At 69.1% G+C, this 13,624-nt stretch carries 16 protein-coding genes and 1 pseudogene; 4 read left to right on the top strand and 13 right to left on the bottom strand.

Annotated elements, in window-relative coordinates:
* Window positions 1–4: 4 nt before the first annotated feature.
* A pseudogene (locus ACWGID_RS01245) lies at window positions 5–649 on the top strand (SAM-dependent methyltransferase); the annotation flags it as partial.
* A gap of 101 nt (window positions 650–750) precedes the next feature.
* Here ACWGID_RS01245 and ACWGID_RS01240 read toward each other — a convergent pair.
* Window positions 751–2,157, bottom strand: a complete 1,407-nt coding sequence (locus ACWGID_RS01240; RefSeq protein WP_452193267.1) for a PH domain-containing protein — start codon at window positions 2,155–2,157, stop codon at window positions 751–753.
* Entirely contained in the window at window positions 2,154–2,642 is a 489-nt protein-coding gene (locus tag ACWGID_RS01235; RefSeq protein ID WP_452193265.1) for a PH domain-containing protein, read from the bottom strand. The genes ACWGID_RS01240 and ACWGID_RS01235 overlap by 4 nt, the downstream gene beginning before the upstream one ends.
* A gap of 26 nt (window positions 2,643–2,668) precedes the next feature.
* Here ACWGID_RS01235 and ACWGID_RS01230 point away from each other — a divergent pair, with 26 nt between their 5' ends.
* Window positions 2,669–3,862 (top strand): NADH-quinone oxidoreductase subunit D, encoded by a 1,194-nt coding sequence (locus ACWGID_RS01230; protein WP_452193264.1) that lies wholly within the window; start codon window positions 2,669–2,671, stop codon window positions 3,860–3,862.
* A gap of 52 nt (window positions 3,863–3,914) precedes the next feature.
* Here ACWGID_RS01230 and ACWGID_RS01225 read toward each other — a convergent pair whose 3' ends face one another.
* Together ACWGID_RS01225 and ACWGID_RS01220 are read right to left on the bottom strand one after the other, a co-directional pair.
* On the bottom strand, window positions 3,915–4,871 hold the full coding sequence (locus ACWGID_RS01225; RefSeq protein ID WP_452193262.1) for a hypothetical protein: 957 nt from the start codon (window positions 4,869–4,871) through the stop codon (window positions 3,915–3,917).
* Between the two features lie 107 nt (window positions 4,872–4,978).
* Entirely contained in the window at window positions 4,979–5,749 is a 771-nt protein-coding gene (locus ACWGID_RS01220; protein ID WP_452193260.1) for an inositol monophosphatase family protein, read from the bottom strand.
* 226 nt (window positions 5,750–5,975) lie between these two features.
* Here ACWGID_RS01220 and ACWGID_RS01215 point away from each other — a divergent pair, with 226 nt between their 5' ends.
* Both ACWGID_RS01215 and ACWGID_RS01210 read left to right on the top strand, forming a co-directional pair.
* Window positions 5,976–6,866, top strand: coding sequence for a hypothetical protein (locus tag ACWGID_RS01215; RefSeq protein WP_452193258.1), 891 nt, complete (start codon window positions 5,976–5,978; stop codon window positions 6,864–6,866).
* Window positions 6,867–6,899: 33 nt separating this feature from the next.
* Window positions 6,900–7,796, top strand: coding sequence for a hypothetical protein (locus ACWGID_RS01210; protein ID WP_452193256.1), 897 nt, complete (start codon window positions 6,900–6,902; stop codon window positions 7,794–7,796).
* 76 nt (window positions 7,797–7,872) lie between these two features.
* Here the strand turns inward: ACWGID_RS01210 and ACWGID_RS01205 are convergent, their stop codons facing one another.
* The 9 genes from ACWGID_RS01205 to folE all read right to left on the bottom strand — a co-directional run bounded on the left by ACWGID_RS01205 (window position 7,873) and on the right by folE (window position 13,502).
* Window positions 7,873–8,268 (bottom strand): hypothetical protein, encoded by a 396-nt coding sequence (locus tag ACWGID_RS01205; protein ID WP_452193254.1) that lies wholly within the window; start codon window positions 8,266–8,268, stop codon window positions 7,873–7,875.
* A gap of 37 nt (window positions 8,269–8,305) precedes the next feature.
* The gene (locus ACWGID_RS01200) at window positions 8,306–8,662 is read right to left on the bottom strand and encodes a hypothetical protein (RefSeq protein WP_452193252.1); all 357 of its coding nucleotides are present in this window, start codon (window positions 8,660–8,662) and stop codon (window positions 8,306–8,308) included.
* 95 nt (window positions 8,663–8,757) lie between these two features.
* Window positions 8,758–9,276: a DUF3180 domain-containing protein gene (locus ACWGID_RS01195; RefSeq protein WP_452193250.1), complete on the bottom strand. Its 519-nt coding sequence runs from the start codon at window positions 9,274–9,276 to the stop codon at window positions 8,758–8,760.
* A 2-nt stretch (window positions 9,277–9,278) separates the two neighbouring features.
* A complete protein-coding gene (gene folK, locus ACWGID_RS01190) occupies window positions 9,279–9,836 on the bottom strand; it encodes a 2-amino-4-hydroxy-6-hydroxymethyldihydropteridine diphosphokinase (protein WP_452193248.1) in 558 nt (185 codons plus the stop codon).
* Window positions 9,829–10,194 carry a dihydroneopterin aldolase gene (folB, locus tag ACWGID_RS01185; RefSeq protein WP_452193246.1) on the bottom strand — a complete coding sequence of 122 codons (366 nt, stop codon included), beginning with the start codon at window positions 10,192–10,194 and terminating at the stop codon, window positions 9,829–9,831. The genes folK and folB overlap by 8 nt, the downstream gene beginning before the upstream one ends.
* A gap of 57 nt (window positions 10,195–10,251) precedes the next feature.
* Window positions 10,252–10,743: a nuclear transport factor 2 family protein gene (locus ACWGID_RS01180; protein WP_452193244.1), complete on the bottom strand. Its 492-nt coding sequence runs from the start codon at window positions 10,741–10,743 to the stop codon at window positions 10,252–10,254.
* Complete coding sequence (folP, locus tag ACWGID_RS01175; RefSeq protein ID WP_452193797.1) at window positions 10,740–11,537, bottom strand: dihydropteroate synthase; 798 nt, start codon at window positions 11,535–11,537, stop codon at window positions 10,740–10,742. Before folP ends, ACWGID_RS01180 begins: the two co-directional genes overlap by 4 nt.
* A gap of 125 nt (window positions 11,538–11,662) precedes the next feature.
* Window positions 11,663–12,799 carry a S1 family peptidase gene (locus ACWGID_RS01170; RefSeq protein WP_452193242.1) on the bottom strand — a complete coding sequence of 379 codons (1,137 nt, stop codon included), beginning with the start codon at window positions 12,797–12,799 and terminating at the stop codon, window positions 11,663–11,665.
* A gap of 130 nt (window positions 12,800–12,929) precedes the next feature.
* Window positions 12,930–13,502 (bottom strand): GTP cyclohydrolase I FolE, encoded by a 573-nt coding sequence (gene folE / locus ACWGID_RS01165; protein ID WP_452193240.1) that lies wholly within the window; start codon window positions 13,500–13,502, stop codon window positions 12,930–12,932.
* Window positions 13,503–13,624: the final 122 nt, after the last annotated feature.

Below are 13,624 nucleotides of genomic sequence, written 5' to 3'. Positions count from 1 at the left end.
GGCGATGACCGACACGTTCCGGCAAGCCTGGCAGCACGCTCTCTACGGCCCCGACGGCTTCTACCGCCGGGAGCGTCCGGCAGCGCACTTCCGTACGTCGGTGCACGTGTCGCCGTTGTTCGGACAGGCGATCGCCCGGCTCGCCGGTGAGCTCGGCGTGGACCAGGTCGTCGACGTCGGCGCCGGCTCCGGCGAGCTGGGCGAGGTACTGCGGTCCGCTGGCCTCTCAGTGCTCGACATCGAGCTGGACGACCAGCTCCCCGATCGCCTGACCGGACTGGTGATCGCCAACGAGTGGCTCGACAACGTGCCCTGTGAGCTGGTCGAGTGGGACGCGGACGGCGTACCGCGTTATCTGACTGCCGATCTGACACCAGGTGCGGTTGTCGAAGGCAACGACCTCGCCTGGCTGCGGGAGTGGTGGCCTGGTGAGCCCGGCGAACGCGCCGAGATCGGACTGGCCCGCGACGAGGCCTGGCAGAACGTCGTACGGCGGTTGGCCGGCGGTGCGGTGGCGATCGCCATCGACTACGGACATGTACGCGACAACAGGCCGCCGTACGGGACTGTGACGGGCTTTCGCGACGGGCGGGAGTGTGAGCCGGTGCTGGACGGTTCGTGCGACGTGACCGCGCACGTGGCGCTCGACTCGCTCGGCGGCACCATCGTGAGCCAACGCGACGCGCTGCAGGCGCTGGGCGTCACTGGCGCCCGTCCGAGCCTGGAGCTCGCTCAGACGGACGCGCTCCGCTACCTGTCGGAGTTGTCGTCAGCCGGCGAGGCAGGTGAGCTGCTGGACCCGTCCGGCCTCGGTGCGTTCGGCTGGGTCTGGACAGCGAACGACGCGGCGACGGTACGGCGTGCCTCGCGTGCCCTCTCGGCCTGACCTTCCAGCAGCGCTGCAGCCTCGGCCTGGTCGCGATGCAACGCCACAGCGTTGGTCGGCCCCACTGGGGTGTCCACGTGCACGTTGGCGAGTCTCAGCCGGCGCTGGACCGGCCCCTGCACCATCCGGACCGACTGCGTCTTGTGGTGCAGCACGATCGACGTACGGCGGCTCACCCAGCCGCGCGTGGTGACCATGACCTGGTCGTCGACGCCGTACGCCAGGTAGCGCCAGCCGATCGGACGCAGCCACTTCGAGCGCTGCGGCGCCACATGCATCTGGATCTGGGCCAGATCGAGTCCCGGCAGGACTCTGGCGAGTACGTAGGCCATCTCCTTCAGGTCGCCGACCGGGAGCAGCTGCGCGCCCTCCAGCAGGTCGTCACCGTCCTCCTTCTGGCCCGCCACACCAGCGATGTCCAGCTCGACCCTGGCCCAGCCGATCAGCCGCCAGATCAACGGCTCGGTGATCAGCAGGCCCTGTACCCGGCCCGGCGGGATCGTCTGCCGCTGGACGTCGAACAGCCCGCGCTTGGTCCGCAGACCGTGGTTGGACTCCGACAGCGTGAACCCGTGGTTGCCCACGACCTGCTTCCAGATCGGCTGCACCACACCGAGCAGCAGCGGCACCGCCGCGAACAGCCCGATGTGGAAGTTCAGGACCATCGTCGCGATGATCACCCAAACCAGTGCGCCGGCGCTGGCGACGACGGTGGACGACAGCAACGTCGCACCGAGCAACCGATCGGTCGGGACCGTCAGCAGCGGCGGAGCCTCGGACTCGGCCAGCTGCTCGTGTTCCTGCTGCTCGGCGGCCTTCTCACCCTTGGCGCGGACCAGCAGCGTGGTGCGGAGGTCGACCGCCTCGTCGTACTTGAAGTAGCTCAGCTTGCCGTCGCTCTTGCCGCCGCCCGCCACGTCCATCCGCAGCTCCGCCATGCCGAACAGCCGCGCGACGAAGGGCTGGGCGACGTCGATCGCCTGGATCCGGTCGAACCGGATGATCCGGGTCCGGCGGAACAGGAACCCGCTGTCCACCCGGATCGCCTCGGCGGTCAGCTGCCACTTGGTGAACCACCAGGACAGCGACCCGAGCAGGATGCCGCCGACGAGCACCGCTGCCAGACCGATCCCGGCGAACGTCAGATTGCTCCGCAGACCCTCGTTGTTGACCAGGGCGACCGCCGCGACGACGAAGTAGCCCCAGCCCTTGACGAAGGGCGTGAGGGGGTGGAGCCGCTGGCCGGCGGTCTCCACGGCCTGCTCGGTCACAGGCCCCACGCCTGCGCCTGACCGAGGGCGGACAACCGATCCCGCAGCCGGCCTGCCTCGTCCGGATGCAGCCCCGGGATCTTCGCGTCGGTCGCCGGCGTCGCGGTGTGCAGCTCGACGGTGGCCATCCCGTACGCCCGCTCCAGCGGCCCGGCGGTCACGTCCACGAACTGCATCCGCCCGTACGGTACGACGACCAGCTCGCGGAACATGATCCCGTGCGTGACCAGCAGTTCGTCCTCCCGCTCGGCGTACTTCCAGGACCGCTGGTTCCGCCCGATCAGGACCCACGCCCAGCCGAAAACGAGCGCGATCACGACCAGCGCGAGGACGCCGTACAGCCAGTCCAGCGTCAGCCCGAGCACGATCAGCGCCGCGATCCCGACGATCCCGGCCACGATCGCCGCGTTCAACCGGCGCAGCGTCGCCAGCTTCGGCGAAACCGGCGTCCACCTGACATCCGAGGGTGCGAAGAGGTCGTCCACGCCCCCAGCCTGTCACGATAGGAGGCATGAGCACGGAAAAAGTGGTGGGAGTCGGGGCTGGTGCCGCCGGATTCGATCCTGCTTTCGAGCGGGGCGGGGCCGGTTCCGACCTGCCGACGACCGACATGGTGCTCAACATCGGGCCGCAGCACCCGGCGACGCACGGCGTACTGCGGCTGCGGCTGACGCTGGACGGGGAGCGGATCGTCGGCTGCGAACCGATCATCGGGTACATGCACCGCGGCGCCGAGAAGCTCTTCGAGGTCCGCGACTACCGCCAGATCATCGTGCTGGCGAACCGGCACGACTGGCTGTCCGCGTTCGCCAACGAGCTCGGCGTCGTACTCGCGGTCGAGCGGATGATGAACCTGGAGGTCCCCGAGCGCGCCGTCTGGCTGCGTACCCTGCTTGCCGAGCTGAACCGGGTCCTGAACCACCTGATGTTCCTCGGCTCGTACCCGCTGGAGCTCGGCGCGATCACGCCGGTGTTCTACGCGTTCCGCGAGCGCGAGACCATCCAGGCGGTGATGGAGGAACTGTCCGGCGGCCGGATGCACTACATGTTCAACCGGGTCGGCGGCCTGAAGGAGGACCTGCCGTACGGCTGGCTCGGCCGCGCGGCCGCCGCCTCCGCCGCGGTCCGCAAGCGCCTCCCCGACATCGAGGAGATCGTCCTCGGCAACGAGATCTTCCGGGCGCGCACGGTCGGCGTCGGCAAGCTGTCCCCCGAACTGATCGCCCAGTACGGCGTCTCCGGCCCGATCGCCCGCGCCTCGGGCGTGGACGCCGACCTCCGCCGCGACGAGCCGTACCTCGCGTACGGCGACCTGCAGGACGTCCTCCGCGTCGTCACCCGTCCCGAGGGCGACTGCTTCGCGCGCTTCGCCGTACTGCTCGAGCAGGTGAAGGTCTCCCTCGACCTCGTCGACGCCTGCCTCGACAAGCTCTCCACCCTGCCGGCCGGCCCGGTGAACGTCCGGCTGCCGAAGATCCTCAAGGTCCCCGAGGGCCAGACCTACGCCTGGACCGAGAGCCCACTCGGCATCAACGGCTACTACCTGGTCTCCCGCGGCGACAAGACCCCGTGGCGCCTGAAACTCCGCTCGGCCAGCTTCAACAACATCTCCGCCCTCCCGGCCCTGCTCCCCGGCACCATGATCCCCGACATGATCGCCATCCTCGGCAGCATGTTCTTCGTCGTCGGCGACATCGACAAGTAGGTCGGCTGGGAAACAAAGGTCCGCCTGGTGACCCTTTGTTTCCCAACCTCGGTCAACGAACGGGACAGGCCGGGCCGCACGAGCGGGCGCCGAGCGACGGCTCGCTGCGGCGCATCACCCGCAGCACCTGTACGGCGGCCGCGCAGGGACGCCCCGTGACGTCGAGCCACCCGTACCGCAACGTCGCCTCCGACCGCAGCACGGCGCGATTGTCGCGATCGAGGTCCCGCCACCGCTGCCGCGGCGCGAAGTGCAGACGCCCGTCCAGCTCGACCACCAGCCCGTACGGCGGGTAGGCCACGTCGGTGTATTCGCCGTCGACCGCCCGCTGCCGCTGCCCGCGAGGCAGCCCGTGCGCTCGCTCGACCTGTCGCAGGTAGCGCAGCTCGAGCAAGGAATGAGTCCCCTGCGCGACGTCCGCGAGAATCGGCCGCAGCGCGGCCCGATGGCGGAGCTGGGGGCGGGTGGCGAGCGCGGTCAGGATCTCGGCTGGCGTCACCCTGCCGCTCTGGCAAGCCTCCGCGACGACCGCGGCCGCAGCGTCCAGCGACTCGGAGATGCCGACGATCTCCAGCACGGCCTCGGCCGGCCGGCTCCGTGGTGGGATCACCGTGGCCAACCGGTCCTCCCAGTGCGAGTCCCGGGTGATCACAAGATTCGGGCGAGCGCGAACACGCCGACTCCACGGGATGCTCACGTACACACGGCGTTGTCGGTCAGGCTTGATCAGACCGGTCTGTTCCGCGGCCGTGTAATGGCTCCACGCCGCCTGCGGTCCCGCATAGAGCAGCGCCGCGACGAGGTGTTCGTCGTACCCGATCGGTCCGGTGTGGGTCACGTAGACACCGGGATGGACGGTCTGCCACCGGCGGTTGCGGAGTTTGCGGCGTAGGTCGTCGACGGACCGCCCGGCCGCCAGCAACTGCACCCGGGACACCACTCGGCGCTGCTCGTGAATCAGTACCTCGAGCCCCTCGTCCGCGAGCTGTTGCCGCCACCACCAATCCATCCGCGACAGCATGACGGATTCCCGCGTCCGCCGCCGGATGCCTGTGGACAAGCGGTGGTTGGGAAAGAAAGGGGCGGATAGTGGCCAGAAGTTTCCCAGCTGCTAGGTCAGCCGAGGAGCTCCTGGAGGGGTTCTCGGAGGGCGGTGGCTACTGCGAAGACGCCGCGGGAGTCGGGGGTGTGGTTGGTGCCGTCTAGGTCGAGGACGGTGACACCGGCTTCGCGGCAGATGGCTACGCCGGCCATGGTGTCCCAGGGTTTGTTCGAGAACATGATCATCGCGTCGAAGTAGCCGTTGGCCGTCCAGGTCAGGGCGGTGGCGGCCGTGCCGATCATCCGGAGGCGTTGCACGCGCGGGTAGAGGCGCTGGGTCAGCGCGAGGCGTTCGGCGTTCGCCTGCTCGGCGTCGGGGCCGACCGCATAGTCGCCGACGGCAACCAAGGCCTCGGTCAGGTCGGTGCACTCGCTGCCCCGGATCGGCTTGCCGTTGCAGGTTGCGCCCAGTCCCTCGGCGGCGGCGTACGTCGTCCCGAGCGCCGGGTGGTCGATCACTCCCGCGACCGCGCGCCCCTCGTGGATCAGCCCCAGCGAGATGCCCCACAGCGGTACGCCGTGGATGAAGTTCACCGTCCCGTCGATCGGATCGAGCACCCAGCGCGTGCCGTCGGTCGCGCCGCCCTCCTCCTCGCCGAGCACCCCGATCTCGGGGGTCTCGCGCTCGAGGAACGCCCGTACCTCGCGCTCCACGGCGAAATCCACCTCGGAGGCCATGTCGCGGTCGCCCTTCGACGTCAGCTCCCCCGGCGCGCGCGACTCGGTCACCGCCCGCCCACGCTCGACAGCGGCACCGGCAACCTTCAACAGCTTCGCGAGATCCACACCCCGAACCTACGCGACCGGCGTCCCCGCTGACCGGAGGATCTCGATCTGCGGAGACCCGCCCAAGCGCAAGCTCAGCACGGGAACAGTCCACGCGCAGTACCGGTGAAGTGCGGGTGAAGTACGGGCAGAGCCACGGCGGTCGCCGTTCCTACGCTCGGATCGCGGTCCGGCGCTCCTGTAGCAACCGGCCGCAGCCCCCCACCCTTCCTGGAGGAATCACTCGATGCGTAAGCCCATCCTGGCCGGCGCGCTGGCGCTGGCCGTGGCCGCGACCGGTCTCGCCGTGACCACAGTCGTCGGCACCGCTCGCCCAGCCACTGCGGCGCTCGGCGACGTACCGGCCGACTGCCAGGCCAGCGCCACGGCCTACCGCTCCGACGGACAGCGTCTCCGCTACAGGTACGTCGGCGGCAAGACCAGCACCGAAGCCCTGCCCGGCGACACACTCGACTGGGTGCCGACCGCCCTCGCGGAGGCCGGCGATGCCGGTGGCGACGAATCGTTCACCAGCAGCAGCCTGATCACGCATCCGACCGACGGCTATCTCTACCGGGTGCACCGCGTCGGCCAGCGCATCGACGGCGAGATGCGGGTCACCGAGGTCACCACGAAGCGCTTGGCCTCCGGGTTCGCCGGGACCGGGATCCTCGTCAGCGGACCGGGCCTTTACTACTACCGCGTCGTGGGCAAATCGCTGTACCGGTTCACGGTGAACTACGCCAACGAGCCGGTGGTCTCGACGCAGGTGAAGATGCCGGGCGACGCCTGGGACACAGTCACCACCCTGAAGTACCGGCGCACCGGCGGAACCGCTGCCGCCCCGGTGCACGTGCTGGTCGGCACCAAGACCAACGGGCAACTCAAGGAGTGGCGGATCTCCGAGACCACGCCGGTGAAGATCACCTCGTCCGTCCTCCGCGACTCCGGCTGGGCGCCTTTCACCAGCCTGAACATCGGTTTCTGCAACTCGCACCCGAACGGTGGCGCGCTACTCGGCATCACCGCCGTCGGCCGGGCCTCGGTGCATTTCGACGCGAACGCGAAGGACGGCAAGGGCACCGACATCAAGGGCGGCTCGCTCGGCTCCCTCGGCTGGACCGAAAAGACCTACTGAACAGCCAACCCCCGATCCTCTGGAGATTCCCCCATGCGTAAATCCATCCTGGCCGGCGCCACCGCGCTGGCCGTCGCCGCGACCGGTCTCGCCGTGACCGCGATCGCCGGAACTGCCCGCCCGGCCACCGCCGCGATCGGCGACGTCCCCGCCGACTGCAAGGTATCGACCACCGCGTACCGCGCCGACGGGCAGCGACTCACCTACTCCTTCGACGGAGGCAAGACCAGCACCACCGAGACCTTCGGCGACACGCTCCCCTGGGTGCCGTCGGCGTACCAGCAACTCGGCGCGGCCGGCGACGACACCACCGTCCGCACCACCGAGATCGCGGCGCACCCGACCAGTGGCTGGTTGTTCAAGGTGAGCCGCGAGCTGTACAAGGACGCGGACGGCACCTGGAAGATGCGGACCATGAGCGCCAGTCACCTCACCAACGGTTTCGCCAGTACCCGGGTCCTCGCCACGGGCTCGCCGTACCTGTTCCGGGTGGCCGGCAGCACGCTCTACCGGTACAAGGAGAAATACGTCGACGGCGTCTTCACGTACTCGGCGCCGGTGAAGCTCGCCACCACCGGCTGGGACACGGTCAACACGCTGACCCACGAAGGCACCCGGGGAACCGGCAGCAACACCGCCGACGTCCTGATCGGCACCCGGAGCAACGGTGAACTCAGGGAGTGGTCGATCAACCGCGCCACCGGCAAGATCACCGGCAAGACGCTGCGCTCGAGCGGCTGGGCCTCGTTCACCAGCCTGAGCACCGGTTTCTGTACGGCGCACCCGAACGGCCGTCCGCTGCTCGCGATCACCGCGGACGGTAGGGCCTCGGCGCACTTCGACGCCAACAAGTCCGACGGTGTCGCGACCGACATGAAGGGCGGCTCGCTCGGTTCGCTCGGCTGGACCGCGAAGGGCTACGGCCAGTAGCCCACTCTCGTCCGGGTGCCGACGATCCTGTCCCGGGTCGTCGGCACCCGATCCAACCTGACAGCACGCCCGCCGATCAGGCGGTGCCCAAGGTACGGCGCTTACGCCGCCAAGCGGCCGCCGCGGCGACAGATCCGATCGCCAGCACGCCGGCCCCCACCGCCTGCCCGATCTTGATCGGACAGCCGCTCGCGCACTCCGGGATCGGGTACGGCTGCTCCGGGTGCAACTCGTGGGTCTCGTCGGCGGAGACGTACGCCTCGTCGGCCGGGAACGGGAAACCCTCGGGATTCAGCAGCCGGTACCAGTAGAGATCGTCCCAGGCCCTGCGTTTGCAGGTGACGTTCACCGACGGTGATTCGAACGGCGACGGCCCGAGTTGCCCGATCGGCAGGTGGTCCTCGTTGTAGACCGTGACGTGCCCACTCGGGTTGTTCATCGTCACGGCCGGATAGTTCGCATCCAGCCCCATACGTCATCCCTCCCACACCGCAGTATGGGACGGGACGTCAGGATGCGGCCAGGCCTCGCAGCTTGAGGTCCACGACGGTCGGCGCGTCGGCCTGGGAGTGTTTGTCGCCGGCCGCGACCACGGTCGCGACCTCCTCGTCGATCTTGTCCAGGCGCTGATCGATCTTGTCCAGCCGGCGCTGCATCAGGTCGACGAACTCCGCGTTCTCGACGACGCGCGCGCTGGTGATCCGCGAGTACTCCTGGGCGACCTGGGCGCGCTCGTCGGAGTGCGCCAGCCGCTCGACCAGCAACTGGTGCCGGAACAGCACCGAGGCAGCGATCGCGACGAGGACAGCACCCCCGGCGGCGGCCCGGAGAATCCAGGCATTCTGCGAGAAGAGCGCGATACTCACGCCCAGGCAGACAACGATCAACAGACCGTTGGCAACGGTGAGAACTGTGGTCCTGGTTCGACGGCGGCTACCCCTTGACCCCATGGGTCGTCATGTTAGGGGGTCTCGTCGGGGTCCTCGGGAATCCGACACGCACGTTCGAGCAACAATCCGGCCGTGACGACCAGCACAGAGATCACGGCCGCGGCACCGGCCATGATCACACGGTTACGAGGCCCGCTGGACCCCATCGCTCGCAGGAAGCTTAACGCGAACCCTGCGTAAACACCGGTGCACAACGCGCCGACGAAAGCGCTGGCTTTTCCGATCATCAACAGGAACACGGCGCGGGACGCCTCGAAGCGTTCCCGCCGTACCTGGATGCGCTGGTGGGTGTTGCGCGCCGCGGCGAACAGCAGCGCAGCGAGGAACGCCCAGGCGACCAGCGTCAGCCACGACACCGCCGGCGCGACACCGCCACCGGACTCGATCACCTTGACGATCGTCACGCCGACGGCGAGGCCGAGGACGGCGATCGCCACCAGCAGCCGGCGCGACGTCGGCCGCACCGAGCCCGGGCGGGGCGGCTCCTGCTTGTCCCCGGGCGCCCGGCCGGGCTCGGTACCGCCGGACACCACTACTGCAGCTCGACGTCGAGCTTGGTCACGCCCTCGGTGCCGACCTTCGCGAGCAGCTCCGCGACCGGACCGTGGCCCGGCAGTACGGCGTCCCGCTCGATGTCCAGCCACGGGGCCAGCACGAACGCACGCTCGTGCGCCCGCGGGTGCGGGATCGTCAGCTCCTCGGACTCGATGGTCTTCTGCCCGTAGGTGATCAGGTCGATGTCCAGGGTCCGCGGCGCGCCCGGCACGCTGCGCTCCCGGCCGAACGCCTCCTCGACCGCGTGCGCGCGCTCGAGCAGCAGGTCGACGGCGAGCGTGCTGTCGGCGAGCAGGACGATGTTCAGGTACGGGCCGGACTCGTCCGGGCCGCCGATCGGTTGGGTCTCGTACACCGGCGACACCTCGACCACGACGACGTCCGGGGTGTCCCGCAGCGCGTCGACCGCGCCCTGCAGGTTCGCCTCACGGTCGCCGAGATTACTGCCGATCGACAGGATCACCTGGCGGATCGGCTTCAGGCCACCGCTCAGGGTGTCCGCGTCGATGACGTGGGGACTAGGGGTCTCAGTCACGGGAATCTCCGGCTCTGCGCTGCACGGTCAGGACAACGTCGTCGAACGGCACCGAGATCGGCGCCGAGGGTTTGTGGATGGTCACGGCCGTCGCTGTCACTCGCTCGTCGGCGAGACAGAGATCGGCGATGCGCTGGGCGAGGGTCTCGATCAGGTTCACGGGATCGGTCTCGATCGCCTTGTGCACCTGTTCGGCCACCACCCCGTAGTTCACGGTGTCGGCCAGGTCGTCGGAGGCCGCGGCGGACCGGGTGTCCAGCTCCAGCCGGACGTCCACGACGAACTCCTGCCCGTCGGCCCGCTCGTGATCGAACACTCCGTGGCGCCCGAACCCGCGGATGCCAAGGATCTCGATCACATCAGGAGGAGATATCACGGCCCCGCACCTTCTTGATGGTGACCTCGCTCCGCTCGCTCACGGCGCCTCCTCCTGTCGGCCCCCAGACGACAGTACCGGGGAGGCATGGTGGATCCACAACCGCCAACCGGCAGAAGTTCGGCGGAAAACGTTCGTCGCGAGCGCCTTGCCACCTGCGAATCCTTCTTCGGGAGCACCCTCGCCCGACGACAGGACATTCTCCGTACACGTGACGTACGCCACGTCGTCATCCACCCGCACCTGCACGTCGGTGAGGAAGAACTGGATGTACGGCGTGTTCGCGAAGATCATCGCCCAGGCCCGCATCATCTCGGCGTACCCGGAGATCGCGGCGTTGCCGGGGTGGATGCAGACCGGATCGGGCTCCGGCAGCCAGACGGCCGCCATCAGGTCCAGGTCGCCGGCCTCGAAGGCGTTGTAGAACGCGGTGTTGGCGTTCAGTACGACGTCCTCCGCCGTGGCACCGGCGGGACGCTTCGGCGCACCGTCGGACCCGGCCCCCGCGCCCTGCCGCGGTCCGTCCGTCATACAGTTCCCCATCTCTTGGCCACCCGGACCGCGTCCGCGTTCGGCGCCACCACGTGTGCCCGGACACACCAGGCACCCGCTGCGGCGGCCAGGGCGGAAACAGCCACACTCGCGTCGTCTCGTCGTACGGCCGGCCGAAGTTCACCGGTCTGCTCGTCGGCGAGCAGCCTACCGAGGAACGTCTTGCGGGACGCACCGATCAGTAACGGTCTTTCCAGTACGGCGAATTCCCGCAACCGCCGCAGAATCTCCCAGTTGTGGTCCGCGTTCTTCGCGAAACCGAGCCCGGGATCGACGGCGACCCGGTTCAGATCGATGCCGGCCTGGCTGATCACCTCGAGGCGTTCGGCCAGTTCGGCGATCACCTCGGCGACCACGTCGACGTACTCCGCGCGGTTCTGCATGTCGATCGAGTGCCCCCGCCAGTGCATGCACAGGTACGGCGTCCGGCGCTCGGCGACCAGCGGGAGCATGTCCGGGTCGGACTGCCCGCCGGACACGTCGTTGATCATCGTGGCGCCGGCGTCGAGGGCCAGCGCGGCGACCTGCGACCGCATCGTGTCGACGGAGATGATCGCGCCTTCGGCGGCCAGCGTCTCGACCACCGGCAGCACGCGCCGGATCTCCTCCTCCTGCGAGGGCCGCGCGGCGCCTGGGCGGGTCGACTCACCACCCACGTCGAGAAGGTCGGCGCCTTCGGCCAGCAGCTCCCGGCCGTGCTTGATCGCGGCGCTCGGCTCGAACCATTCGCCGCCGTCCGAGAACGAGTCCGGCGTCACGTTCACGACACCCATGACGAGGCACCGGTCCAGCACCGGCAGCCCGTCCACGTGACTCCACGACTGAGTTCTCACCCACACACCGTAGTAGCCCCCGCCCCCAGCCGGGCAACCAGCCGCCGATCGGGCGGCCGCCGGGGTCAGTTCGCGAGGACCAGGCGGGACTCGGTGGAGCGCAGTACCTCGCCGATCGGCTGTGAGTACGACTCGTTGGTCCGGCCGGACTTCTCCAGGCACTGCCCGTTGATCAGCGCCGCGCCGCTGGTGATGCCCTGGGCGGTGTTCCCGGTCATGTTCGCGCCACCGGAGTCACCCGCCTCGACGCACGCGGTGTGCTGGAACAGGCCGCGGACCACGCGGTTGTTGCCGTAGTTCACGGTCACGTCCCGGGCGACGATCCGGCCGCAGGTCCAGCCGGTGCTCTTCCCGGACTTGCACAGGGTCGAGCCGATCGTGGCGTCGCCGATCCCCTTGACCGCGACGTTGCCGGAGCCCCAGCCCTCGACGTACCCCTGCTGGTCCCAGCCGTCGATGACGCCGACGGAGCCGAAGTCGTGGCCCGGGAAGTTCGAGGTGTAGGTGTTGCCGAGGACGTACCCGTTCCGCGAGAACGACGGCTTGCCCGAGGTGCAGTGCCCGGCGGTCAGGAAGATCCGGTTGCCCTTGCGGGTCCGGGCGTTGAACCCGAGCGAGCAGGTGTACCCGGTGTTCTTGTCGACCTGGAGGCCGCCGCGCAGGCCGAAGTCGTCCGCGGTCGGGCGGATCGTGCCGGCCGCCGGGCGCACCGTCACACGGTCGCCGTTGGCCACCGCCCGGGCCAGGAACCGCTCGGTGATCGAGTCGCGGGCGTTCTTCGGCACGGTGACCACCACGGTCCCGGAGATCGGGTCGACGTACCAGGACCGGACCTTGCCGGCGCTGGATGTCAGGGCCAGCTTGTTCAGCTGGTTCTGGACGGCGTTCAGCTGCTTCGCGGTGAACTTGACCAGGCGCGGGACCGCGCCGATCTGCCGGACCAGCGCGGCCGCGGACAGGTCGGACACCGCGACGACCAGTTGCCCGGCGTCGTCGTAGTAGCTGCCGACGACACCCGAATCGGACCCGAGCTGCGCGTCGAGGGTGTCCGGGACCAGCGGTTTCGTGTCCGCCTTGGTGGTCGTCTGCGGGCCGTTCTTGGCTCGCGTGTCCGCGGTGGCCCAGTTCGCCGCGACCAGCCCGGCGGTCGTCAGGACGACGACCCCGGCGAGTGCGGCGCCGACCCGGAAACGCCCTGACATCTGTCCTCCTCACACCGGCACCTGGTCCCCGTTGGCCAAGCACCACTACGGAAAGTAAACGTTCAGCGACAGAATGTCCATAGGGCTGGACTTTTAAACTCAACGAGCGTGGCGACCCGCGAGCTACGGCTCAGCCGACGATCAGGCTCATCGCCTCCGCGCGGGTGACCGGGTTCCGGAGCTGGCCCCGGACCGCCGAGGTGATCGTCTTCGCGCCCGGTTTCCGGACGCCGCGCATCGTCATGCAGAGGTGCTCGCACTCGATCACCACGATCACGCCGCGCGGCTGGAGGATCTCGACCAGGGACTCGGCGATCTGTGTGGTCAGCCGCTCCTGGACCTGCGGCCGTTTCGCGTACACGTCCACCAGCCGGGCGAGCTTCGACAGCCCGGTGATCCGGCCGTCCCGGCTCGGGATGTAGCCGACGTGCGCGACACCGGTGAACGGGACCAGGTGGTGCTCGCAGACGCTCCAGACCTCGATGTCCTTCACGAGCACCATCTCGTCGTGCTCGAGCGCGAACGTGGTCGTCAGCACGTCCTCCGCCCGCTGTCCCAGGCCGGCGGTGATCTCGGCGTACATCCGGGCCACCCGGGCGGGCGTGTCCAGCAGGCCCTCGCGGTCCGGGTCCTCGCCGATCGCCAGCAGCAACTCGCGGACCGCCTTCTCGGCCCGTGCGTGGTCGAACTTCGGTGACGTCATTCCCGGATCTCCTCCCGACAGCGGCACTGGAACGCTACCCGGCGGCCAAACGAAAACGCCCCCCCCCCTCCGGGGGGGGGCGTTTACGGGAGTATCACCGCACTACTGGGGTCAAGGGGTGG

The organism is Kribbella sp. NPDC054772, from assembly GCF_053611945.1.
Note: the sequence above shows the minus strand (reverse complement) of the source record. Positions and strands in the feature narration are given on the sequence as shown.

Coding starts and splice junctions, on each gene's coding strand:
- ACWGID_RS01205 (WP_452193254.1), bottom strand. CDS start 8,268: ATGGGGCTGGATGCGAACTATCCGGCCGTGACGATGAACAACCCGAGT.
- ACWGID_RS01210 (WP_452193256.1), top strand. CDS start 6,900: ATGCGTAAATCCATCCTGGCCGGCGCCACCGCGCTGGCCGTCGCCGCG.
- folP (WP_452193797.1), bottom strand. CDS start 11,537: ATGGGTGTCGTGAACGTGACGCCGGACTCGTTCTCGGACGGCGGCGAA.
- ACWGID_RS01180 (WP_452193244.1), bottom strand. CDS start 10,743: ATGACGGACGGACCGCGGCAGGGCGCGGGGGCCGGGTCCGACGGTGCG.
- ACWGID_RS01170 (WP_452193242.1), bottom strand. CDS start 12,799: ATGTCAGGGCGTTTCCGGGTCGGCGCCGCACTCGCCGGGGTCGTCGTC.
- ACWGID_RS01230 (WP_452193264.1), top strand. CDS start 2,669: ATGAGCACGGAAAAAGTGGTGGGAGTCGGGGCTGGTGCCGCCGGATTC.
- folE (WP_452193240.1), bottom strand. CDS start 13,502: ATGACGTCACCGAAGTTCGACCACGCACGGGCCGAGAAGGCGGTCCGC.
- ACWGID_RS01225 (WP_452193262.1), bottom strand. CDS start 4,871: ATGGATTGGTGGTGGCGGCAACAGCTCGCGGACGAGGGGCTCGAGGTA.
- ACWGID_RS01215 (WP_452193258.1), top strand. CDS start 5,976: ATGCGTAAGCCCATCCTGGCCGGCGCGCTGGCGCTGGCCGTGGCCGCG.